Source organism: Chitinibacter bivalviorum, from assembly GCF_013403565.1.
GTDB classification, from domain to species: Bacteria; Pseudomonadota; Gammaproteobacteria; order Burkholderiales; family Chitinibacteraceae; genus Chitinibacter; species Chitinibacter bivalviorum.
This window is the reverse complement of sequence record NZ_CP058627.1, coordinates 3,046,264-3,066,835: the sequence shown is the minus strand read 5'-3', so window position 1 is coordinate 3,066,835 and position 20,572 is coordinate 3,046,264. Positions and strand designations below refer to the sequence as shown.

At 54.1% G+C, this 20,572-nt stretch carries 22 protein-coding genes; 9 read left to right on the top strand and 13 right to left on the bottom strand.

All coding sequences use genetic code 11. The features are described from left to right. Positions 1–87 precede the first annotated feature (87 nt). Positions 88–1,008 (bottom strand): methylenetetrahydrofolate reductase, encoded by a 921-nt coding sequence (locus HQ393_RS14575; RefSeq protein WP_179355948.1) that lies wholly within the window; start codon positions 1,006–1,008, stop codon positions 88–90. Positions 1,009–1,160: 152 nt separating this feature from the next. On the opposite strand from HQ393_RS14575, the gene HQ393_RS14570 reads away from it, so the two are divergent. Further along, the gene (locus HQ393_RS14570) at positions 1,161–1,907 is read left to right on the top strand and encodes a GntR family transcriptional regulator (protein WP_179355946.1); all 747 of its coding nucleotides are present in this window, start codon (positions 1,161–1,163) and stop codon (positions 1,905–1,907) included. Between the two features lie 185 nt (positions 1,908–2,092). On the opposite strand, the gene HQ393_RS14565 is transcribed toward HQ393_RS14570, so the two are convergent. The 3 genes from HQ393_RS14565 to HQ393_RS14555 all read right to left on the bottom strand — a co-directional run bounded on the left by HQ393_RS14565 (position 2,093) and on the right by HQ393_RS14555 (position 3,966). Then, positions 2,093–2,542: a bacteriohemerythrin gene (locus tag HQ393_RS14565; protein WP_179355944.1), complete on the bottom strand. Its 450-nt coding sequence runs from the start codon at positions 2,540–2,542 to the stop codon at positions 2,093–2,095. A 123-nt stretch (positions 2,543–2,665) separates the two neighbouring features. After that, positions 2,666–3,022, bottom strand: coding sequence for an antibiotic biosynthesis monooxygenase (locus HQ393_RS14560; RefSeq protein WP_179355942.1), 357 nt, complete (start codon positions 3,020–3,022; stop codon positions 2,666–2,668). A gap of 62 nt (positions 3,023–3,084) precedes the next feature. Continuing rightward, positions 3,085–3,966 carry a LysR family transcriptional regulator gene (locus HQ393_RS14555; RefSeq protein ID WP_179355940.1) on the bottom strand — a complete coding sequence of 294 codons (882 nt, stop codon included), beginning with the start codon at positions 3,964–3,966 and terminating at the stop codon, positions 3,085–3,087. Between the two features lie 78 nt (positions 3,967–4,044). Here HQ393_RS14555 and HQ393_RS14550 point away from each other — a divergent pair, with 78 nt between their 5' ends. Then, positions 4,045–4,752, top strand: coding sequence for a glutathione S-transferase family protein (locus tag HQ393_RS14550; protein WP_179355938.1), 708 nt, complete (start codon positions 4,045–4,047; stop codon positions 4,750–4,752). Here the strand turns inward: HQ393_RS14550 and HQ393_RS14545 are convergent. From HQ393_RS14545 to HQ393_RS14530, 4 genes are all read right to left on the bottom strand, one after another. Further along, positions 4,749–5,705 carry a M14 family metallopeptidase gene (locus HQ393_RS14545; RefSeq protein WP_179355936.1) on the bottom strand — a complete coding sequence of 319 codons (957 nt, stop codon included), beginning with the start codon at positions 5,703–5,705 and terminating at the stop codon, positions 4,749–4,751. The genes HQ393_RS14550 and HQ393_RS14545 overlap by 4 nt on opposite strands. Before the next feature lie 491 nt (positions 5,706–6,196). After that, positions 6,197–8,344, bottom strand: a complete 2,148-nt coding sequence (locus tag HQ393_RS17735) for a DEAD/DEAH box helicase (protein WP_246307903.1) — start codon at positions 8,342–8,344, stop codon at positions 6,197–6,199. A gap of 260 nt (positions 8,345–8,604) precedes the next feature. After that, positions 8,605–9,402, bottom strand: coding sequence for an FTR1 family iron permease (locus tag HQ393_RS14535; RefSeq protein ID WP_179355935.1), 798 nt, complete (start codon positions 9,400–9,402; stop codon positions 8,605–8,607). 64 nt (positions 9,403–9,466) lie between these two features. Continuing rightward, complete coding sequence (locus HQ393_RS14530; RefSeq protein ID WP_179355933.1) at positions 9,467–9,793, bottom strand: cupredoxin domain-containing protein; 327 nt, start codon at positions 9,791–9,793, stop codon at positions 9,467–9,469. Positions 9,794–10,005: 212 nt separating this feature from the next. Here HQ393_RS14530 and HQ393_RS14525 point away from each other — a divergent pair, with 212 nt between their 5' ends. Then, positions 10,006–10,560, top strand: coding sequence for a YaeQ family protein (locus HQ393_RS14525; RefSeq protein ID WP_179355931.1), 555 nt, complete (start codon positions 10,006–10,008; stop codon positions 10,558–10,560). A gap of 60 nt (positions 10,561–10,620) precedes the next feature. Then, complete coding sequence (locus HQ393_RS14520) at positions 10,621–11,025, top strand: FKBP-type peptidyl-prolyl cis-trans isomerase (RefSeq protein ID WP_179355929.1); 405 nt, start codon at positions 10,621–10,623, stop codon at positions 11,023–11,025. A 24-nt stretch (positions 11,026–11,049) separates the two neighbouring features. Here the strand turns inward: HQ393_RS14520 and HQ393_RS14515 are convergent, their stop codons facing one another. Further along, positions 11,050–11,307, bottom strand: coding sequence for a hypothetical protein (locus HQ393_RS14515; protein ID WP_179355927.1), 258 nt, complete (start codon positions 11,305–11,307; stop codon positions 11,050–11,052). A 190-nt stretch (positions 11,308–11,497) separates the two neighbouring features. Between HQ393_RS14515 and HQ393_RS14510 the strand changes: the two genes are divergently transcribed. The 3 genes from HQ393_RS14510 to HQ393_RS17955 are packed head-to-tail and all read left to right on the top strand — an operon-like array spanning position 11,498 to position 14,785. Beyond that, entirely contained in the window at positions 11,498–12,826 is a 1,329-nt protein-coding gene (locus tag HQ393_RS14510; RefSeq protein WP_179355925.1) for an HD-GYP domain-containing protein, read from the top strand. An 8-nt stretch (positions 12,827–12,834) separates the two neighbouring features. Then, positions 12,835–13,353: a PAS domain-containing protein gene (locus HQ393_RS14505; RefSeq protein ID WP_179355923.1), complete on the top strand. Its 519-nt coding sequence runs from the start codon at positions 12,835–12,837 to the stop codon at positions 13,351–13,353. Beyond that, positions 13,328–14,785: a methyl-accepting chemotaxis protein gene (locus tag HQ393_RS17955; protein ID WP_179355921.1), complete on the top strand. Its 1,458-nt coding sequence runs from the start codon at positions 13,328–13,330 to the stop codon at positions 14,783–14,785. Before HQ393_RS14505 ends, HQ393_RS17955 begins: the two co-directional genes overlap by 26 nt. 85 nt (positions 14,786–14,870) lie before the next feature. On the opposite strand, the gene HQ393_RS14495 is transcribed toward HQ393_RS17955, so the two are convergent. Beyond that, positions 14,871–15,284 carry a carbohydrate-binding protein gene (locus HQ393_RS14495; protein WP_179355919.1) on the bottom strand — a complete coding sequence of 138 codons (414 nt, stop codon included), beginning with the start codon at positions 15,282–15,284 and terminating at the stop codon, positions 14,871–14,873. 117 nt (positions 15,285–15,401) lie between these two features. After that, positions 15,402–15,827, bottom strand: a complete 426-nt coding sequence (locus tag HQ393_RS14490; RefSeq protein WP_179355917.1) for a hypothetical protein — start codon at positions 15,825–15,827, stop codon at positions 15,402–15,404. 144 nt (positions 15,828–15,971) lie between these two features. Between HQ393_RS14490 and trhA the strand changes: the two genes are divergently transcribed. Next, positions 15,972–16,589: a PAQR family membrane homeostasis protein TrhA gene (gene trhA / locus HQ393_RS14485; RefSeq protein WP_179355916.1), complete on the top strand. Its 618-nt coding sequence runs from the start codon at positions 15,972–15,974 to the stop codon at positions 16,587–16,589. Positions 16,590–16,608: 19 nt separating this feature from the next. Here trhA and HQ393_RS14480 read toward each other — a convergent pair whose 3' ends face one another. Beyond that, positions 16,609–17,298 (bottom strand): metallophosphoesterase family protein, encoded by a 690-nt coding sequence (locus HQ393_RS14480; protein WP_179355914.1) that lies wholly within the window; start codon positions 17,296–17,298, stop codon positions 16,609–16,611. A 354-nt stretch (positions 17,299–17,652) separates the two neighbouring features. Here HQ393_RS14480 and HQ393_RS14475 point away from each other — a divergent pair, with 354 nt between their 5' ends. Continuing rightward, entirely contained in the window at positions 17,653–18,915 is a 1,263-nt protein-coding gene (locus tag HQ393_RS14475) for an Hsp70 family protein (RefSeq protein WP_179355912.1), read from the top strand. 169 nt (positions 18,916–19,084) lie between these two features. Here the strand turns inward: HQ393_RS14475 and HQ393_RS14470 are convergent, their stop codons facing one another. Further along, entirely contained in the window at positions 19,085–19,528 is a 444-nt protein-coding gene (locus HQ393_RS14470; RefSeq protein WP_179355911.1) for a hypothetical protein, read from the bottom strand. Positions 19,529–20,572 lie beyond the last annotated feature (1,044 nt).

Below are 20,572 nucleotides of genomic sequence, written 5' to 3'. Positions count from 1 at the left end.
ATAACCGCATCAAAATGAAAAAGCCTTGGTGCAATCCAAGGCTTTTAAATATAACTACCCCCATCAAGCCCGCTCAATTCATGACACTTAGCGCGCAAACATCGCCTGAACATCGCGTACCAATTGTAGCGATGCCTCGATTTCGTCTTTGCGAATCGCTACGCTCTCGACATTACACCCCACCGGTATTCCTTTCTCATTAGCGTATTGCAATAGCTCAGAGAATATACCCTTACATGCTTCCAGCGAATTAGCCAGAATATCGCCCGAATGCACCAGATCGTTTTCCAGCCATTTTGGAATACTAATCCCCAGCCACTTCATAAATTCCAGCGTTTTCACTGAACCGCATGGTGTGATGGTGAAAATGATCGGCACCATCGCTGTGCCGCTCGCTTGGCAGGCATAGTAGTAATCCGAGAGGAAATTTTTGGCCGCCTCGACGTTGTAAACGCATTGCGTCACAAAGAACGAACACCCCTCGGTCACTTTGTGCGCGACGCGAATATGCTCATCGTGCTTCACCAAATGCCGCTCAGGAATCGCCACACCGCCGACCAACAGCGCAGGATTGGTCTCGCGGCGCAGCGCATACGCTTGCGCTACGGTCAGCGACACCTGTTGCTCGCGCGAGGCCGCGCCGACAAACACCGACACGCCGTCGTTCATCGCCATCAAATCCGCGCGAAATACCTCTGGCGAATACTTGCCCACGCAGCGGTAGTTGATCTTTGGCACATCGAGCGGCGCCAGATAATCGCGGCTATACACCAGCGGATCGAGTGTCGCCATAAACGGAAACGGCCGCGTCGCATCGGTGCGATCGGCCTCATCCTGAATGTCATACAGCACCAGCCCATCCACATTCAGCGGCGCAATGCGCTCGATTTGCAGCGCCGCAATCTCAGCCATTTTCTCCGGCGTGTTATTGGCCTTGGGCGGCGTAATGCCGTAGAGCAAAATACCCGATTGGCGTTGCGCGATTTTGGTGTGCAGTGAGGTAGGCATGAGCAGACTCGTTGTCGTTTGAGCGGGATTTTACGCTGTTTTGTCCTGATCAGCGCAATGCACTACCAAGCTAAGTGCAAGCAGAATCGGCATTAGGAGATATTTGCTCGCTTTGACTATAGTGGGTAAGAGTCCCTTACAAGGTAAAGCCCATGTTGATGAACGATAGTGAACTTCGCTTACCGCTGCCCCCTGCCAATAAAGCCAACAAACCCAGCGAGATTCAGTTTTTTAATTATCTCAAGCAACTGGTGATTGCTGGGCAATGGAAAGCGGACGATTATTTACCCGCGCCAAGCGACTTTGCCCGCCACTACAATTTAATGCCGAGTATTGTACAAACCGCATTCAATATGCTGGCCCAAGAATGCTGGATCGTACGTCGCGATGGCGTCAATTACCAGATTACGCCAAAAATCAATCAGCCCATCACCCACCCGACCGGCTTTTCCGAGTTAATCCGTGCACGCGGCTTTACACCCAATTCGATCTGGCTCAAACGAGAGATCTGCACACCAGATCGGGAAGTGCAATGGCGCTTGGATCTGGATAATGGCGAGAAAATTGCCAGACTGGAACGTATCCGCCTTGCCAATGATGTCGCCATTGGCTACGAGTGCAGTAGCTTGCCCGCGGCCTTGCTACCTGAGCCGCAACTGGTAGAACATTCGCTGTATACCTGCCTCGCGGCCAATCAATTAACCATCGGGCGTGCAGTCGAAGAGGTGGGTGCAGAGATGTGCAATCCAGCCATGGCGATCCAGTGTGGTTTTACGAGTGGGCAGGCCATGCTACGCCTGACCCGCGTCGCCTACCTAGCCGATGGCCGCCCACTCGAGCTGACTCAGTCCTATTTCCGCAGCGATTACTACCACTATGAAGTCGAACTCAATCGCTAAATCCTCAGATTACAAACACTCGCAGCATGGGCAAGCAAATCGTCCTCCACGCTGCTTGCCTATGGGATCAGGGTTCGCGAGATAGGCAAGTTTGGCGCCACAGCAGGTCACCCTCAGCGCCACGCTATAAAAAAAGGGGGCATCGCTGCCCCCGTCCATTTCAGCCATCATTTGCGCTGCAGCACTTACGACCAGAAGCGCTCCAGCCAGCTTTTCTTGTGCCAGCTCTTTTGTGCGCCGCGTGACAGGAAGTGCTCCACATAGCGTTGATCGCCTTCCATGATGTGGTTGGTCAGCCAGTTTCTGAGAAAATGCAGCAGCTCAAAAGAAATCGCTTCGCCCTTATTGAGGCGCTCTTGCAAATCATTCATCTGAGCGATCAAATCTTCGTGATGGCCTTTATGCGCTTCGTAATCGGGATAGCCCAAAATACGCATCAGGCTTTCTTCTACCGTGAAGTGAATTCGCGTGTAATCTGCCAAACGCTGCAAAATGGCCACCGACGCTTCCCGTCCGTGATGCTGGCGAATGGCATCGTGTAACTCATTGAGTAAATTGACTAATACTTTATGCTGCTCGTCGATTTCTTGAATACCCACCGAGAGGGCATCATTCCATTCAATCAGTAAGCTCATTATGTTGCTCCACGGATAATGAGCACATACTGCCGAGGCGAGGGGCTAGATTATTTGATCTAGCTCAACAAGCATGAAAGCCCTGTCTTTCAGTTGTAATCTTGCAATACTTTGCTCCATCAATCAGTTGGCTTGGCGCTGCCCTAGTACCGACTCCTCGACACGCTGGCTAAGCACATGCCCCAGTTGCCCGTCGCCATAGGTTTTGAGCACTTGCGAGATGATGACCTGATAGCCACCGAGCCATTCGCTGTAGCGTTTTTTCGCTTCGATGTGTTTGGGGTGGGCGATCAGCGCTTTCAGACCCGCCTCGTTTTCCCAGTAATACACATTGGCGATGCGACCGGTTTGGGGGTCTTCCCAAGCCTCCTCACCGATGTAGCCGATGCTCTCTTTGGCGGCAGTGGCAATCAGCGCGTCGAGCGCGTGAAATTCGTGATCGTATTCTTTGGCAGTGAAGATAAAAGTCGCTGAGTACATCCAATACTACCCCTATGTATTAACTAGAAAATTAACTTGATGAATGATTACAGAGCAATACCCTAGACCAGCTTTAGGTTTTCAGCCAAATGCGTGTACACCGTCGAGACCCGCCGCAGGTGGCGAGATTCGGCGTGGGTCAGTAGCCATAATTCGGTTTGGCATTCGGTGATTTCGTCGTCGATTTGCGCCAGTGCGGGGTGAGCTTGCCCCATAAAAATCGGCAGCAGCCCTACCCCCAAGCCCTGTGCGATCAGCTCCATCACCGTCATGATGCTGCCCACCCGAAATTGCGGGCTGATTTTGGGCAAATGGCGCTGCCGCCACAGCACCGATGGATGCTCAGGCAAGCCGTCGTCGGGCGCGATCCACATGGCTCGCCCTGCCAGCGCATCATCCCAGTTGATCGCTGCGGCTTTGGCCGCATACGGTGCCATGCGGATCGGCCCAAGTTTTTTGCCGATCAGGTGTGCAGGTGGGCGCTGCGTGGCGCGCACGGCGATATCGGCGTCGCGTCGCGTCAAGCTGGCCAACTCATTGCCAGCATGCAGCTCGAAGCGCAATTGCGGATGCGCTTGCAACAGCGGCGGCAAAGCGGGGGCGACCAGCTGATGCAAGACGCCATCGGTGGTGGTGATTCGCACCGTGCCAAGCAGCTGATCAGGCTGCAATTGCGCACTCGCGCGCGCAGTTTCCAGCAGCGTTTCGAGCTGTTCAGCTTGAGCAGCCAAAGCCAGCGCCAACTCACCCGGCGCGTAGCCTTGGCGTGAGCGCTCAAACAAATTTGCCCCCAGCCCGCGCTCGATACGCTGCAAAGTGCGAAACACCGTTGACGCATCCAGCGCCAATCGCTCACCCGCCTCGGCCAATTTGCGCGTACGCACCAGCGCCAAGATCAGCTCCAGATCAGCCGCACTGAGCTTGTATTGCAATTTTGCATTCATAGCTTGTAGCAATGCCTATTTATCTTGCATAAGTGCAATACTAGAGTAAGGCCATCCCCCACTCAAGCAGGAATCATCATGGCCACCCAACTCACGCTGATCAGCCACCCTCTGTGCCCATATGTGCAACGCGCCGCGATTGTGCTGGCGGAAAAAAACATCCCTTTCACTCGGGTCGATATTGATCTGGCAAACAAGCCCGATTGGTTTTTGCGCATTTCGCCCTTGGGCAAAACACCGCTGTTGCTGGTGGATGATCAGCCGATTTTTGAGTCTGCCGTGATTTGCGAATATCTCGATGAAACCATCGCGCCAGCTCTGCACCCGCAAGATCCGATCCAAAAAGCCCAGCATCGCGGCTGGATCGAGTTTGCTTCAGCCACGCTCAACAGCATTGCCGGCTTTTACACCGCGCCCGATGCCGCAACTTTGGCAGCCAAGGCCGACGAAATCCGCAGCAAGCTGGCCACCTTGGAATCGGCGCTCAATCGCGCGCCCTTTTTTGCTGGCGAGCAGCTCTCGCTGGTCGATGCCGCTTTTGGCCCCGTATTTCGCTATTTTGAGGTGTTTGAGCAGATCGCCGATTTCGACTTTTTTGCCGCCACGCCCAAGGTACAAGCATGGCGCAAGGCGCTGCAACAACGCGCCTCGATCGCCCATGCGGTCAGCGCTGATTACCCCGCGCAATTACGGCAGTTTTTAAGCCAAAGAAATTCGGCGCTAGCGGCCAAAATGCAAGCCATGCCTAGCACGGCCGCGACCGACTTTTGCCTAGCCCCAGCTTAATTGGCGGCGGCGTAGCGTAGCGCCGCACTAATTGCGGCAACCTGTGCCTGATTGCATTGCTCGGCATTGGCGCTAGGGCTGTCGGGATAGACTTCGGTGGTCGTCACCAGCGGCGCGTCGGTGATGCCGCCACACAGCCCGAGCGCTTTTTTGGCGTAGTTGATCACGCCCAATTGCTGCAATGGCTCGCCGATCAAGCAGCCTTGCGCATCGGCGGCGGCGATGTGGGTGACTTTGGCCACGGCGTCGATGATGCTGCGCTGAAAATCCGCGGCCGGTTTTTCGCTATCGCCAACCAGATAAAAGCCATCGGGAATGTCGTGATATTCAAACGCCACGCCATCGCGGGCGGCTTTAGCGGGGCCAAATTCGCTGTTGTCGGTATCGGTCGTTTCGTGCAAATCAATGTGCACCGCATAGCGGGCGGCTTGCGCCTGCACGCATTTCATCGCCGCAGCCGCTTCGGGCGCGGGGCTATCGGACACAAACGAGCGATTCGGGTCTATCGCCAATGGGTTCCAGCGATTGATGGTTTCATAGCCCCACGGGCTGATACACGGCAGGATGAGTAGATTGAAATCGGCCGCGAATTGCAGCCATTGCTGCGCAATAAATTGCACGCAGCCCTGCACGCCGCTGGTTTCGTAACCATGCACCCCACCAGTAATCAGCGCGACGGGGCGATCGGCCTGCCAGTGGCGACTACGTACCGCGAGCAAAGGATAGCTGCCCAGCCCCAGCGCTTGATAATCAAGCGTGCCGTATTCGATGAGTTCGGCGGCCGCCGCCAGAGTGGCATCGCGAGCCAACAAGTCGCGCAGCGGGGCTACGACTTCGGCGTGGTAACTGCGCTTTTTGTGTTGCATGGCCAGCCATTGGGCTTTTTCTGCCACGGCCCATGCTTGCCCCAATTGACCAATGGGATAGACGTAAGAAGTGAGCGGGCTGATCATGCGGGTGTTCTCTTTAAATAGGCAATGGGGAGACTATACCAGCCAGTGCGCTGATTTTGCCGAACGAAAAATGGGCTTCATTGGCGGCGGGGTTGAGCTTGAGTCTCGCGCTAATACGCAATGAGGCTGCATTGATCGCGCTCACAACATTTGGCTATAAGCGCATTGTGCGCAAGCCACTCAATATAGCTAGGGCATGTTCAGATTATGTGTTGATATGAACAGTACTTGGTTTGACTAGGAAAAATGATATTCGTAGGGTGGGTTAGGCTAAGCCGTAACCCACCGTTACGCTGCTTTTCTTTATGTCGCGTCACGGTGGGTTACGCCCTAAGGGGCTAACCCACCCTACGATTCTTGTTATCGACACCTTATCTGAACATGCCCTATATAGCCTGTATATGCATGAAGGCCATATTAAATACGGCCTTCAACTTAATACCCTTGCAATATAAATCGGATTAGCGGGTGCTAATCCGACGTATCACGCATTACTCTTCGTCGCGTGGTTTACCGCCACCGAGCAAAGCTGCAGTCGGGGCAGAACGACGACGCTGGCCGCCGTGCCCTTCCGAATGCGCAGTATGTACCTGTGGTTTGCGCTGATCAGTGCGCTTCGCATCTGCTGCGAATGAACGGCCATCACGCGCAGGCGGACGACCACCGCGAGTATCAGGACGCGGAGCGCCATCACGACCCGCCGGGCGTGGGCCACGGCTGTCGCCGCGTGGGCCGCCACGACCGCCGTTTTCTGGCTTATCGTAGTAGCCACCTTGACGTGGAATCGGTGGGAAGCCACCTTGCGTGCTCGCGGTATTGCCATTGTTATAACGCGGGCCACGATTCGGGCGCTGCATCAATTCAGCAGGCAGCGCATTGGCGTTCGACATTGGCTGACGTTCGTCATAGTCCAGACGCTCACGCGGAGCACGGCTAGGTGCGCCCTCAGAACGCGGACGACGTTGCTCGCCTTGCTGTGCGAAACGACCTTCGCTGCTCGGGCGTGAGCCACGACGGTCATCGCTGCGTGGGCCGCGATCCTGACGTGGCGCGCCATCGCGCGGTGCACGTTCTTGGCGTGGCTGACGTTGTTCGCCATCGGCACGAGCTTCGCCTGCTGGGCGACGGCTACGCTCACCAGTGCGTGGCTGACCATCGCGCGGTTGGCGTGGCGCACGGGGCTCACGACGTGGAGTTTCGCCTTCGGTATTCGTGGCTTCAGCACGTGGCTCGCTACGGCTGCGACCTTGGCCGCCACGCGTACCGCGTTGCGCTTTGCTCTCGGCTTGGGCTTTCTTCGCCGCCATCACTTTGGCGACTTCTTCCGGGCTGGCGCCAGATGCGAGCAAGGCATCTTTTTCTGCTTGCAGCGCTTCGGCGTTGGCCTTATTCCAACCCTTCGGCGGACGCGTATTGGCATTGGCGCGCGGCGTACGTGGCGGGCGATCACGACCAAGGCCACCGCGCACGATGGGCTCAGGCTTCACGGTCAGATCAGCTTCAAAGCCAGGTACGACAAATTTCGGGATACTTTGCTTGGTGAGCTTTTCGATGTCGGCGAGGAATTTCAACTCATCGACACACACCAGCGACAGCGCTTCGCCAGTGCAACCCGCACGACCCGTGCGGCCGATGCGGTGAACATAATCTTCAGAAATATTCGGCAATTCGAAATTAACCACGTGCGGTAATTCTTCAATATCCAGACCACGGGCGGCAATGTCGGTCGCCACCAATACTTGCAACTCACCAGTTTTGAATTGCGCCAAAGCAGCGGTGCGGGCGTTCTGGCTCTTATTGCCGTGAATCGCCATCGCAGTAATGCCGTCTTTGTTCAATTTTTCTGCCACGCGGTTGCACGCGTGTTTGGTGCGCATAAACACCAAAACCTGATGCCAATCGCCTTCTTGAATCAGATGCGTCAGCAATGGCAGCTTTTTATCGCGATCAACCAAATGTACGCGCTGGCTAACGAGTTCATTGGTGGTATTGCGGCGCGCCACTTCGATCAGCGCGGGGTTATTGAGCAGCTTGTCGGCCAGCTCTTTGATTTCATCGCTAAAGGTCGCCGAGAACAACAGATTTTGGCGCTCGGCAGGCACGAGTTTCAGCACCTTTTTAATGTCGTGGATGAAGCCCATATCGAGCATGCGATCGGCTTCGTCCAGCACCAAGATTTCAACCGCTGATAAATCAACGGTTTGCTGGCCAACGTGGTCGAGCAAACGACCGGGCGTGGCCACCAGAATATCGAGCGGAGAATGTAGACGACGGTGTTGCGGTTTGATATTCACGCCGCCAAACATCACCATCGAGGTGTACGGCAGGTATTTGCCGTAGGTTTGGACAGATTCTTCCACCTGCGCGGCCAATTCACGCGTCGGGGTCAGGATCAATACGCGGGGCGAGCCTTTTTCGCTGGTTGGTGCGCCGCGTTCGATCAGGCGCTGCAAAATCGGCAAAGTAAAACCGGCCGTTTTACCGGTGCCGGTTTGCGCGGCGGCGAGTAAATCGCCACCTAAAATCACTTGAGGAATCGCCTGCACCTGAATCGGCGTAGGGATGGTGTAACCAGTTTCGGCAACGGCACGCAAAAGCGGCTCGGCCAATTTAAGATCGGCAAAAGTCAGATCAGACATTGAATATTCCTGCTGCGGCCTATCGCGGGCGCGATACCAATCCAGGGCAGGTTGAGGTAAATTGAGATGGAGGCCGGGTAACTAGAACGTCACACTACGGCGCGCCGATTGGTTGGGCGCTAAAACTCGGATTCTACAGACGTTTTAGCAAAAAAAACAAACGCCCAACGCAAATTTAATCGCAATTGAGCGTTTATTTGATTAAAGGTCAATTTACCCGCCGATTATCATCCACCACAGCGGCATTTTTGACACGCGAATTAAGCGCGGCGGCGCATTAATAAAGTCACAGACGACCAATACATTAAAAAAGCAATCACCAACGTTAAAGCGGGTTGCGCGCGATAACCCGTCAAGGCGGCGATCGTACCGCCCAATTTGGTCGAGTCATCTAATAGCAAAGTCGTATCCCACAGATGATCACGCAAAGTCGGCAACCAGCCCAGATTCATCATCCGCTCCACGCCATTCATCAACATGGCGCAGGCCAACATCAACAGCATGATCTCGCTAAAGCGGAAAAATGTCCGCCACGATAACCATTTAGAACCCTGCTGCAACAGCCAAAATGTTGCCCCCGCCAGCGCAATACCCGCCGCGATCACCAGCGTAAATTGCCCGGTATTGCCACCGCTCATACCTAGTCCATACAGAAATACCACGGTTTCGGCGCTTTCGCGGCCTACGGCGATCGCCACCAGTGCGACCATGCCCCACCAATTGGCCTGTTCGGCACTCATGGCCATACCGCTTTCCAACTCTTTTTTCAGCGTGCGGCCATGTTTGCGCATCCACAACACCATTTGCACAATCAGTGCGGCGGCGACCAAAACCATGCCCAGTTGGAAATAATCCATTTGCTCAGGTGAGAGTGAATCAGCAATACCCAACATCACCAGCGCCAGCGATACCGCCAGCGCGACACCTGCCGCCACGCCGCCCCACAACCACGGCAAAGCCTGCTTCACATCATTGGCGCGAATCCAGGCAAATAATATCCCGACCACCAGCATCGCTTCGACGCTTTCCCGCCAAACAATAAACAGCGCGTTACCCATGACATAACTCCTTGCAAACCGATCAAAATAGCGCGCCCCAGCAAAGCGGGGCGCTGCATTTTTATCACTTCACGATCAACACACCGCGTACTTTGTCTTCTAGGTATTCATTCACAAATTTGTATTCGCCCGCCGCCAATGGCTTGAGGTGAATGAGCAAGGTTTTGCCTGGCGCAATGACTTTTTCTTGGCGCAGCGGTTTGCTTTCAAACTCGATTGCAGCTTTAGTATCGTTCACTACGGTCAGATCAATCGCCTGACCTGCTGGCGCATTCAGCGTCGCGGGTTCAAAACCAGTCGCGCGTGCAGTTACAGTCAATGCAACTGGCTCGGCATGAGCCACAGTGGCGAACAATAAGGCCGCAACAGCAGCTAAAGTTGGACGTAGCATGAGTTTCTCTCTGTTTTAGTTAAAGCTTTTATATGCAATTCATCTTACGCCGCAACGATAATAAGAGCAATTCCCAATTGCATTAACAACGCCCTTTCTAAACAAAGATTAATCCCACCTCTCACAATCGATTACCCAAGACCATAGCCGCTCAATACAGCGCCCAGCGAACGCGCTACACTACTGCCTTTTACCGCAGCAGCATTCGTGTCATGGCCATCAAATCCACTGTTTTCAAAGCCGAACTGAATATCACCGATATGGATCGCAATTACTACGCGACGCATCATTTGACGCTGGCGCGCCATCCTTCGGAAACCGACGAGCGCATGATGCTGCGTTTGGTGGCTTTTGCGCAGCACGCCAGCGAATCGCTCGAGTTAACACGCGGCCTGTGTGCCGACGATGAACCCGATATCTGGCAAATGGATCTGACCGGCGCGATCGAGCAATGGATAGACTTGGGCATGCCCGATGAAAAACGCATCAAAAAAGCGTGTGGCCGCTCAGCCGAAGTCTGGATTTACGCCTACGGCGCACGCGTAGTCGATATCTGGTTTGACAATATCAAAGGCCAGCTCACACGCTTTAATCATCTGAATGTCGTCGGCATCGACGCCGACACGCTGGCCGAGCTCGCCAAGATGACCGAGCGCACCATGCAATTGCAATTTACGATTCAGGACGGCCAAACTTGGGTGTCCGATAACACACACAATGTACTGGTCGAAGCCCGCCCGCTACTGCGCATGGGGCAAGTCGTATAAGGGTATCGCCACCCAAGCCAATCAAATAAAAGTCTTTATTAATATACCCACGAGATAATTATGAAACACCTCACTAGCGCCCTCGCCCTTTGCCTATTGGCCAGCACGGCTTTTGCAGCAGAAGCCGCCAAAGTAGAAACCACCAAATCAGGCATTGAAATCACCACCGTGGTCGAAGGCAAAGGCAAAGCGCCCACCGCCGCCGACACGGTCACCGTACATTACAAAGGCACTTTGCAAGACGGTACAGAATTTGATAGCTCGTACAAACGCGGCAAGCCGGCAACCTTCCCGCTCGGCCGCGTCGTGCCATGCTGGACTGAAGGCGTGCAGAAAATCAAAGAAGGCGGCAAAGCCCGTCTGGTATGCCCACCCGAATTGGCCTACGGCAGCCGCGGCGTACCTGGCGTGATTCCACCCAACGCGACGCTGGTTTTTGAAGTAGAAGTACTGAAAGTGATGTAATCCAACAGGGCGCTACGGCGCCCTTTAATGCATTTGGCTGCTGGGATTGCCAAAATCAAACTCGATGCGCCAATTCAACGCCCAGCGGCCCGCCCTCAATGGCTTGCTAAAATTGGCCGACCCAGTATCGATCAAGGCTTTGAAGAACCTACGCCGCCATCGGCCAGTGGCACTTGAATCAAGCGCACGCTTGGCACGAAACAACGCGGCAATCATACCCTCCAGCTGTTTGGCACTGAGTGATTCTTTGAATGAATCTGGGGCAATCACGATCTTTTTCATACCACGCTCTACGGTAATGTGGCGATTCACCGCATGAGCGGTGGCTTCGGGCTCAATCTGGCGTCTGCAGTACGCAGCACATCATGCACAGCGGCTTAGATTTAACGCAAATAAATGCACGTAAGTCAGCAAGAACAGTGGCTCTGAACTAGAAAGAAAGCTCAATTTGCCATCCATGTCAGGGCGTCGTATGTACAGCCATCAAATCACGTCAGACCCCGTATCGACTTTCCGAATTCAATTGTTTGACATGATTTGTGCTTTGTCGACCGCGCTGGATTTACTCGACCCTGCCTTGGGCTCACACCAGAAACGCACCTGTCTGATCGCGGCGCAAATTGCGCGCAGTATGAATATTGACGATGCCAGCTATCAAGATGTGTTTGGTGCGGCGATATTTCACGATATTGGCGCAATTGGTCTGGCCGACCGCTTGGCGATGCTCGAATTTGAAGAAACTGACGCCCACACGCACGCCCGCCTCGGCGCAATGCTGTTATCGCGCTTTCCGGGCTTTAGCCGCTACGCGCCACTGGTGCGCTGCCACCATGTGCACTGGGATCATGGCAAAGGTTTTTTTCATGAAAACCAAGGCGTGCCCATGTTAAGCCATTTACTGTATCTGGCCGATCGGATCGAGGTACTGGCGCAGGGCAAAGATAATATTCTGGGTGAAGCGCCAGAAATCGTCGCTCAAATTCAGCAGCTCAGTGGCAGTAAATTTCACCCCGTTTATGTCGAGGCGTTTAGCAAACTCGCCCAGCAGGAAAGCTTTTGGCTGGATATTTTTTCCAACAATCTCGATCGCATTCTGATGGATATTGCGCCATTCGATAATATCGATCTCGATCTGGATCAAATGCTGCAATTTGCACAGTTTTTTGCCTTGGTTATCGACTCGCGCAGCCATTTCACCGCCACGCATTCGGCCGGGGTCGCCATCACCGCTGAAACCATCGCCAGCCATCTGGGCATGAGCGCACTCGAATGCACCAAAATCCGTATGGCGGGCTATTTGCATGATTTGGGCAAGCTGGCGATTCCCAGCGAATACATCGAACGCCACGGCAGCCTCACACCCAAAGAAATGGCGCGGGTGCGCTCGCATAGCTATTTAACCCTGGATATTCTGAGTGCCATCAAAGGGCTGGAAGATGTCGCCGAATGGGCGGCCTGCCACCACGAACGCATTGACGGCAGCGGCTACCCTTATCATCGCACAGGGGCCGAGTTGTCATTGGGCGCTCGCATTATGGCGGTGGCCGATGTGTATACCGCACTCACCGAAGATCGCCCCTACCGCGCTGGCATGGCACCACTGGCCGTGGTTAGAAATCTGGATGAGCTAGTGCAACAGGGCAAGCTCGATCACATCGTCGTCGCAGCCTTAAAACAGCATTTACCGCAAATAGAAGCTGCTCGTATCCATGCCCAAGAGCAGGAAGGCTTGGATTTAAATGATTTTTGGCAGCTCGCCATCCAAGCAGTTAATCCCATGACTCAACCGATGTTTGAGTGAGAATCACCATGAAAAATCGCATCATTCCCACCCAACACGAAAAATTAATGCGTGAAAACGATTTCATCGTATCCAAAACCGATCTCAAAGGGCGCATTACCTACGGCAACCGGATCTTTATCGAGTTTTCCGGCTACAGCGAGCGCGAGCTGCTCGGTGCGCAACACAATATTATTCGCCACCCCGACATGCCGCGCGGGGTATTCAAACTGCTGTGGGATACGATTGCGAGTGGCCAAGAGATTTTTGCCTATGTCAAAAACATGGCCAAAGACGGCAGCTATTACTGGGTGTTTGCCAATGTAACGCCCGATTACGATGCTAACGGCAATATCATTGGGTATCTGTCTGTACGCCGCTACCCCAAAAGATCTGCTGTCGATACCTGCACAGGCTTATATCAACAAATGTTGGCAGAAGAGCAACGCGTCGGCGCGCGCGACGCTTGCGAGGCATCCATCGCCCTTTTGCAATCTGTCCTCAAACAACACGGGGTGAGCTATGAAGAACTTGTCCTTTCACTCTAGGGTGACGCTGCTGGTTTTGTTTTTATGCAGCTTATTGGGGCTGTCGTTTCTGATTTCTTGGTATCGCTATGGTTTTGATGTGTGGCTGCTGCTTCCGCTGGTAGCGGGCGTGATCAGTGGGCATGTGTATGTACTACGCGCGCGCGCTGATCTGGCCTTATTCAAGCAGCTCGAAACCGTCGCCAGCGAAGTGGCGGCAGGCAAAGTCACTGGGCGGATTTTACATATCCCCAGCCAAGACGAAATTGGCCGCATTAGCTGGGCGATTAATGACATGCTCGATCAGCTCGAAGCGTGTTTTCGCGAGCAGCAGACCACTTTGCAAATGGCCAGCCAAGGCCGCTTTTTCCGCCACGCCCAGCCTGTCGGCTTGCACGGTGTATTTCATGAGGCACTGGATCGCACCAATCAATCGCTGATTGTGCTCGAGCAAAACGCGCAAAAAGAACGCCGCAATGCCTTACTATCGCAATTGAGTGAGCTCAATACCAGCAATCTGCTCGCCAATCTGGAAATGACGCAAGGCGATATGGTCGGTATTGCGCACGCCACTGACGAACTGGCTGGCCTTTCGAGCCAAAATGTCAGTGACGCCGAGGATAGTCGTGCCCAAGTGGTGCAATTGATCGACTCTTTAATGACGATGATTGGCCATATCGACAATACCAGCGCGGCCGTTGATGGCTTTGGCCAGCTCGCCGCCCAGATCAGCTCATCGGTACAAATCATTGCCGATTTATCCGATCAAACCAATTTATTGGCACTCAATGCCGCGATTGAAGCCGCGCGCGCTGGCGAGCAGGGACGTGGTTTTGCCGTGGTGGCCGACGAAGTCCGCAAGCTGGCCGAGCGCAGCAAATCAGCATCGGGCGAAATCGCCAAGGTCATGAATGATCTGGGGCGCAGCGCCACCAGCATTAGTCAGGTCAGCGCCACCATGCGACAAATGGCGCATGAATCGGGCGAACATGTCAGCGGGATTGAGCAGCGCTTCCAAGGCAGCGAGCAGCGCGCCAAACAGGCTTTGCAGCGCATCGCCTATGTGCAAGACGTCTGCCACACCTCGCAAGCCAAGGTCGAAATTCTCTACTTTAAACAAAACGGCTATATCAGCCTGATTGGCGGCAATTTGGCGCGGCAAGCCAAACAACATCTGACCTTGCAGGCGAGCGACAGCGTCTTTGGTCAGTGGCATGCGACGGTAGGGCAACACAGTGAATACAATAAGCACAGTGCTTTCCGAGAGCTGGGCAAACCGCAAACCCAGTTGTATGGCGCCATGCAGCAAGTCGTCGATTTGGCGGCAGGCAATTGGCCCGACGAACCGGCGCGCCAAGCGAAGATCGTGCAGCAATTCCAAGTGGTCGAGAGCGCCAGCAAGCAGATGTTCCAGCTACTGGATCAATTGGTGCAACAAAAACATCCCAACTAAACGCTAGACAAAAGGCGTCCAGCACAAACAGCATGGGTATATTGCAAAAATCCTTTATTTAAAAGGCATAGCCAGCTATACCCCATTAACGAGGTTGCGGATATGGGCGCTCATTCAGGTTTTCCCACAAGCTAGGCGCACGATCAGGGCTCCAGCCCGCGCCTTTTTCGGCTTTATGGCTTTGCAGGCAGCGATAAGTCTGGCCACGATACGTCGTGATCTGCCCCTTACTGTAGTGTACGCCTTCACGCCAGCCGCCCATCCCGCTGCCGTTATCTTGCCATTCAATTTTGCGCCACAGCGAAGGCGCTGCTTCAGGATTCCAGTTGGCGCCTTTGACGGCATCATGGCCTTGCAGCGCTTCATACATCTGGCCGTGGTAATTTACCCGCTGGCCTTTGTTGTAATACACGCCTTCATGCCACACACCCGCAGCCCAGATCGCACCCGACATCATCAGGGCGACAAGCCCCAAACCTAGTTTTGCTGTGTATTTCATCACTCACGCCTTATTTCATTCAGGATAACAGACAGTATCAAACACATTTTACGCCCGAACGATGACGCAACTCACAATGCTGTCGGCAATCAGCACGCCACCCAATCGATCGCGCGCTTAATCATCCCGCTCATGGCGATGGTGACCATGCCAGCGCCCATGATCCCACCGTGAACCACGCCATTGGCCGTCATCCCAATCATCACGTCGCCCATCATGCCGGTAGCGCGGCGCATAAACATCGCGATACCAATCATCGCGCACAAAATACACCGGACGCCCGCACGCCATATAGCGATCACAATATCGGCCCCAATACTGAGCATGACCAGGAGGAACGCGTAGATAAATGGGCGGGTAATACGTCGGCGCATGACGAATCACCACGGGCTCTTGATAAATCACCTGCGGGCGCGGCGCGTTGCCAATATTGATTTGCCCGTAGAAATTCGGGTCCCCCACGCCGATACTCACCCCCACATCGGCCGCCAGCGCCGTACCTACTGACAAGGCCAGTAATAGGCCACTCAATCGTCTTTTCATGATGATTCTCCTTCTTACCCCCTGAGTATTGAGCAGCAAGACTGAATGCAGCGTGAACACCAAGCTCATGCAGGCCTATGCCAAATATTCCCTGTGATTTCGCTGCAGACAAGCGCATGATGGGCAGACGAATGTGGAGGTTTTATGCGCGTAGGCGAAAGGTTTAATGTCATTAGCCATTTCAGCGGCACGATACTGGCGCTGATGGGGCTGACTGCGCTGGTGATGTCGGCGCGCATCGCGGGTGATTTTTGGCAACTGCTCAGCTTTAGTATTTACGGCAGCACTTTGGTGTTGCTCTATACCATCTCGACGCTGTATCACGTTTGCTCTGGGCGGCTGAAAAGCATTTTTCAGCGCCTCGATCATTGCGCGATTTATCTGCTGATTGCAGGGAGCTATACGCCATTTACACTGGTTACACTCCACGGCACTTGGGGCTGGACTTTGTTTGGCATTAACTGGTCGCTCGCCGCCATCGGGATCGCGCAAGAGCTGCTCATCGGCCACCGCACGCGGCTGTTTTCGATGATTTTGTACGTGGTAATGGGCTGGCTGATCACGATTGCCGCCGTGCCGCTGTATAACGCACTCGATACGATCGGCCTGCTGTGGCTAATTGCCGGTGGCGTGATTTATAGCGCGGGGATTTATTTCTTTTTGAATGACGAGCGCATCAAGCATGGCCACGGCATCTGGCATTTATTTGTGCTGGCGGGCAGCGTTTGCCAATTTATTAGCGTAATGTTTTACGTCAATTGAGTGACGAGTTAGCGGTGGCTTAATCGGGCAATATGCCCGCGTCGATGATGTTGCCGTTTTCATCGGTAATGCCGCGCAGCGTGACACCATAGGCCTGAAACCCGAGGCGTAAATCGTGGCCTCGGTAATCGATGCAGTCGTGCTGATGGCCATGGAAGGTTTTTTGCACGCCCAGCTTGTGCGCCAATTGATCGAGCGCGTGAAAACCATACGGGTGGCAGCTCGGCGCTTCGTGCGTAACCAGAATATCGGCCTGCTCTAAGCCCAGCTTTTGATAATCGGTGTAGAAAATCGTGCTGCGATGCTTGCGTGGCAAACCGCCGCGCCAGTAATTGCTTTGCCCGCAATGCGCCAAATAATGCGCTTGGCTGGGGTAATTGGGGTGCGCGGGTGGCATCCAGATTTGGCCACGAAAAATACCGCCCAGGCCGGCAATGCGTTTACCCGCGATTTCCACCACCCGGCCATGCAGATTGCGATCAGCCAGTTTTGACTCAAACAGATGGGTATAGTCGTAGAAGCTATCTGTATCGTGGTTTCCGTGAATATACCAGACCTCGGTTAAATCCAAGATTTCAGCCAAAACTTCATCGAGCGGCTTGGGCGCCTGAATATCGCCGAGCAAAACAATGGCGTCCGGCCGATGCTGACGCACCGCGCGGATCACATGCTCAAACCGGCCATGCGTGTCGCCACAGAAGAAAATCATTGCTCGCCCAAAGTAATTAGAATCGAAATCGCTCCACCTGCCATTGTATTGCAAAACGGGCGCTTAAAGAGCGGCAACACACGCAAAAACCCAATCAATGCAGGGCAAAATCGCGTATTGCCAGCGCCAAGCTGTGCCTTGGCTCACAGGCATCTCATGCCTACGTCATCTTGTGCAGTCAAAATAGTAAGTTCGACCCTTGCGCTAAGCTGCCCAATTTGACGCGGCACGCCAAGCAGCGTAGCCTTCCACGCCCTTCCTGCTGGTGTTGAACATCGTGGGGCTTTGATTTGACGGCAGTTTTTTCAGCCCGCCACCTCGGTTCAGCGCCCTACTCGTTATAGATTGAATTGAATGAATAAATTTTCTGCCTCCGCTTGCGGCATCGACTTCGGTACTTCCAACTCCACCGCTGGCATTGTCACGCCAACCGGCGCACAACTCCTCGCGCTTGAAGACGGCAAGCTCACACTGCCCTCTGCGGTGTTTTTCAACGTCGAAGAAGAAACCATGGCCTACGGCCGCGCGGCACTGGCGGAATACCTCGAAGGCTACGAAGGCCGCCTGATGCGCTCGATGAAAAGCTTGCTCGGCAGCAGCCTAATGGACGCTGGCACCGAAATTGGCGGACGGCATTTATCGTTCAAAAATCTGATTGGCCACTTAATCGGTGAAGTCAAAACCCGCGCCGAACAATCCGCCGGCCGCGCCTTCGACGCCGTCGTACTCGGCCGCCCCGTGCATTTTGTCGATGACGACAAAGCCGCCGACGATCAGGCCGAAGCCACACTCGCCGAGATCGCACGCGGTTTGGGCTTTAAGGAAGTGAGCTTTCAATTCGAGCCCATCGCCGCCGCGCACGATTACGAGCAGCGCATTGAAAAAGAAGAATTAGTCCTCATCGTCGACATCGGCGGCGGTACATCCGATTTCTCGCTGGTACGCCTGTCACCCGAACGCAGGGGTATCGCCGACCGATCATCAGATCTATTGGCGAGCGGCGGTGTACATATCGGGGGTACTGATTTTGACAAGCGCCTATCGCTCTCGGGCGTGATGCCCGAATTGGGCATGGGCACCTTGCTGACGAACAACGCCGAGTTTCCCAATAGCGTGTTTTTCCAGCTCGCAACTTGGCATACGATCAACTTTGCCTACACGCGCAAAATGTGGCGCACTTTCCAAGATATTTCGCCTGAAGTGGTCGATAAAGTGCGTTTTGAGCGCCTGCTCAATGTGATCCGCCAGCAAGCGGGCCACCATCTGGCAATGCGCGTCGAGGAAGCCAAAATTGGCCTGTCGAACCAGCTCGCCGTTGCACTCGACTTGGTTGAAGCTGAAAAAGGCCTGTTGGCCAATATCAGCCGCGACACGTTCGAGGCCGCCATCGCGCAAGAAACTCGCCGCGTCTGCGCCTCGGCACTTGCAACCCTCGCCCAAGCCGGCGTTGCGCCTGAGGCGGTCGATACGCTGTTCTTCACCGGCGGCTCATCAGCCGTCCCTGCGCTGCGCAACACCCTCGCCGCAGCCTTCCCCGCCGCCCGTGCCGTCGAAGGCGATCATTTTGGCAGCGTTGGCTGTGGTTTGGCGGTGGTAGCGCAGCAGCGGTATGGATAAAAAGATGTAGGGTGGGTTAGCCGCAGGCGTAACCCACCGATCTCGTTAATGGTGACGATGCGTTGAGAGACAGGAGTCGACCCCCTACCGACATTTAGCCACCAGCATCTCGAATGGCCGCTAATGGAAGTAATGCTGCCTTTTCTTTGCAAATCCAGCTAAATGACTTTTAGAGCAGGAGTAAATTTTTAGCTTCAAGGTATTGGAGCAGGCAATCCCAGTTAGTTGTGTCGCGCTGCCAAACAGAAAAGCTTCGGCCATCTTCGAACTGAATTTTTACCCGCTTCCCGTGATTGCCAGTGGATGGAATAAACTTACCGAATGAAATGCCACCGCCATTGTAATTTCTTCTAAGTAGGCCGAAATATTGCGTGACGACTATCTGGTTCTCTGTGATTTCAATTTTCCGTGATGCAAAAACGAGGAGTACGGGAAAAAATAGAAACGCAAATACTTCGAAAAAAACAACTAGCCATTGCGGTGAAGTAGCATGCTGAAAACCGCCATCTTGGTGGATTTTGTATAGGAGAAGCCACATTGTTAACGATATTGCCATGAGAAAGAAACTAACGCTCGGTTTCGTTTCTAGGCGAAGGGGAGATGTTTGATTCATAGCACCAAACCAATTAATAGAACTGTTGATTTCCGTTACCAGAAAGACTACGGACATTCATTCTGGCATAAACAAGCATCATGCAATTTCCGCTTGTGGCCGATTACTGCCAGTAACTAATTTCAAAGATTGTAATGATTTTCAGTGCCTACGGCACGGGATTTTCAATGCGCGTTCCGCCGCGCCAACGGGAAGGGGTATTTGCTTCGCCAAATGCCCCTTCACCCCAAAGGCGACCCCACATCTGCGCCCCGCTACGCGGGATTCCCTCACTGCGGACAGTCGAGGCGGCGGCTGCGCTTAACAAAACAGGCGCAACCGAAACCCCGCCCCGCCTGTTCCTCATTCAGCTCGATGTAGGGGACTGGGTGCGACCGAACCATTGCGATATATACATGCCACGGTGTTGCCCTGGACAATAAGTAGAAATTGATTTACAGCCACATACCCAATGACTGCGCTTGTTGGTCTGGGGTTTTAATCCCCTGTCGCCCATCGCCGAGGGAGCGGAGCGCGACCTAGGCTCGCGACCGACTGGGGGAAGCCCGGAGGGCCGCAGGCGGGGGGCTCCTTTGGGGTGTTGGGGGCTTTGGAGAAGCAAAGGCCCCAACCTGCCTGCGCGGCGGAACGCGCCCCCAATCACTGCGGCACAGCCGCTTAACTCACCACCAATATCCTTGGCGAAATTCGCTACGCTCAACCCCGTATATGCGATTTGTGAGCGTAATCGTACGTCGTCCACGCCGCCCAGTTCGCCATCCGCTGCCCCGGCAGAGCCTCCGATTTCGCTCCGCTCTATCGGAGCCACACGACACACCTAGTGTTTTCAAGTGAAATGCAAACAAAAAAAGCCGCCTGATCAAACCGGCGGCTTTGACGTATACGTCTCAAAACTAATCATTACAAGTATGAATGCACGCATACGGTGCGAGTATATAAGACTGCTCATTTGTAGCTTTCCACAGTCACGCTAGACACTAGCCATATTTAAGCGTTCATTGCTGCATAGCAGCGAAATCCCACTTTCCTTCGCCCAAATCGAAA

What these genes read in the sequence shown, in the direction of transcription:
- HQ393_RS14575 (WP_179355948.1), bottom strand. Translation starts at nt 1,008, where the DNA reads ATGCCTACCTCACTGCACACCAAAATCGCGCAACGCCAATCGGGTATT.
- HQ393_RS14570 (WP_179355946.1), top strand. Translation starts at nt 1,161, where the DNA reads ATGTTGATGAACGATAGTGAACTTCGCTTACCGCTGCCCCCTGCCAAT.
- HQ393_RS14565 (WP_179355944.1), bottom strand. Translation starts at nt 2,542, where the DNA reads ATGAGCTTACTGATTGAATGGAATGATGCCCTCTCGGTGGGTATTCAA.
- HQ393_RS14560 (WP_179355942.1), bottom strand. Translation starts at nt 3,022, where the DNA reads ATGTACTCAGCGACTTTTATCTTCACTGCCAAAGAATACGATCACGAA.
- HQ393_RS14555 (WP_179355940.1), bottom strand. Translation starts at nt 3,966, where the DNA reads ATGAATGCAAAATTGCAATACAAGCTCAGTGCGGCTGATCTGGAGCTG.
- HQ393_RS14550 (WP_179355938.1), top strand. Translation starts at nt 4,045, where the DNA reads ATGGCCACCCAACTCACGCTGATCAGCCACCCTCTGTGCCCATATGTG.
- HQ393_RS14545 (WP_179355936.1), bottom strand. Translation starts at nt 5,705, where the DNA reads ATGATCAGCCCGCTCACTTCTTACGTCTATCCCATTGGTCAATTGGGG.
- HQ393_RS17735 (WP_246307903.1), bottom strand. Translation starts at nt 8,344, where the DNA reads ATGTCTGATCTGACTTTTGCCGATCTTAAATTGGCCGAGCCGCTTTTG.
- HQ393_RS14535 (WP_179355935.1), bottom strand. Translation starts at nt 9,402, where the DNA reads ATGGGTAACGCGCTGTTTATTGTTTGGCGGGAAAGCGTCGAAGCGATG.
- HQ393_RS14530 (WP_179355933.1), bottom strand. Translation starts at nt 9,793, where the DNA reads ATGCTACGTCCAACTTTAGCTGCTGTTGCGGCCTTATTGTTCGCCACT.
- HQ393_RS14525 (WP_179355931.1), top strand. Translation starts at nt 10,006, where the DNA reads ATGGCCATCAAATCCACTGTTTTCAAAGCCGAACTGAATATCACCGAT.
- HQ393_RS14520 (WP_179355929.1), top strand. Translation starts at nt 10,621, where the DNA reads ATGAAACACCTCACTAGCGCCCTCGCCCTTTGCCTATTGGCCAGCACG.
- HQ393_RS14515 (WP_179355927.1), bottom strand. Translation starts at nt 11,307, where the DNA reads ATGAAAAAGATCGTGATTGCCCCAGATTCATTCAAAGAATCACTCAGT.
- HQ393_RS14510 (WP_179355925.1), top strand. Translation starts at nt 11,498, where the DNA reads ATGTACAGCCATCAAATCACGTCAGACCCCGTATCGACTTTCCGAATT.
- HQ393_RS14505 (WP_179355923.1), top strand. Translation starts at nt 12,835, where the DNA reads ATGAAAAATCGCATCATTCCCACCCAACACGAAAAATTAATGCGTGAA.
- HQ393_RS17955 (WP_179355921.1), top strand. Translation starts at nt 13,328, where the DNA reads ATGAAGAACTTGTCCTTTCACTCTAGGGTGACGCTGCTGGTTTTGTTT.
- HQ393_RS14495 (WP_179355919.1), bottom strand. Translation starts at nt 15,284, where the DNA reads ATGAAATACACAGCAAAACTAGGTTTGGGGCTTGTCGCCCTGATGATG.
- HQ393_RS14490 (WP_179355917.1), bottom strand. Translation starts at nt 15,827, where the DNA reads ATGAAAAGACGATTGAGTGGCCTATTACTGGCCTTGTCAGTAGGTACG.
- trhA (WP_179355916.1), top strand. Translation starts at nt 15,972, where the DNA reads ATGCGCGTAGGCGAAAGGTTTAATGTCATTAGCCATTTCAGCGGCACG.
- HQ393_RS14480 (WP_179355914.1), bottom strand. Translation starts at nt 17,298, where the DNA reads ATGATTTTCTTCTGTGGCGACACGCATGGCCGGTTTGAGCATGTGATC.
- HQ393_RS14475 (WP_179355912.1), top strand. Translation starts at nt 17,653, where the DNA reads ATGAATAAATTTTCTGCCTCCGCTTGCGGCATCGACTTCGGTACTTCC.
- HQ393_RS14470 (WP_179355911.1), bottom strand. Translation starts at nt 19,528, where the DNA reads ATGAATCAAACATCTCCCCTTCGCCTAGAAACGAAACCGAGCGTTAGT.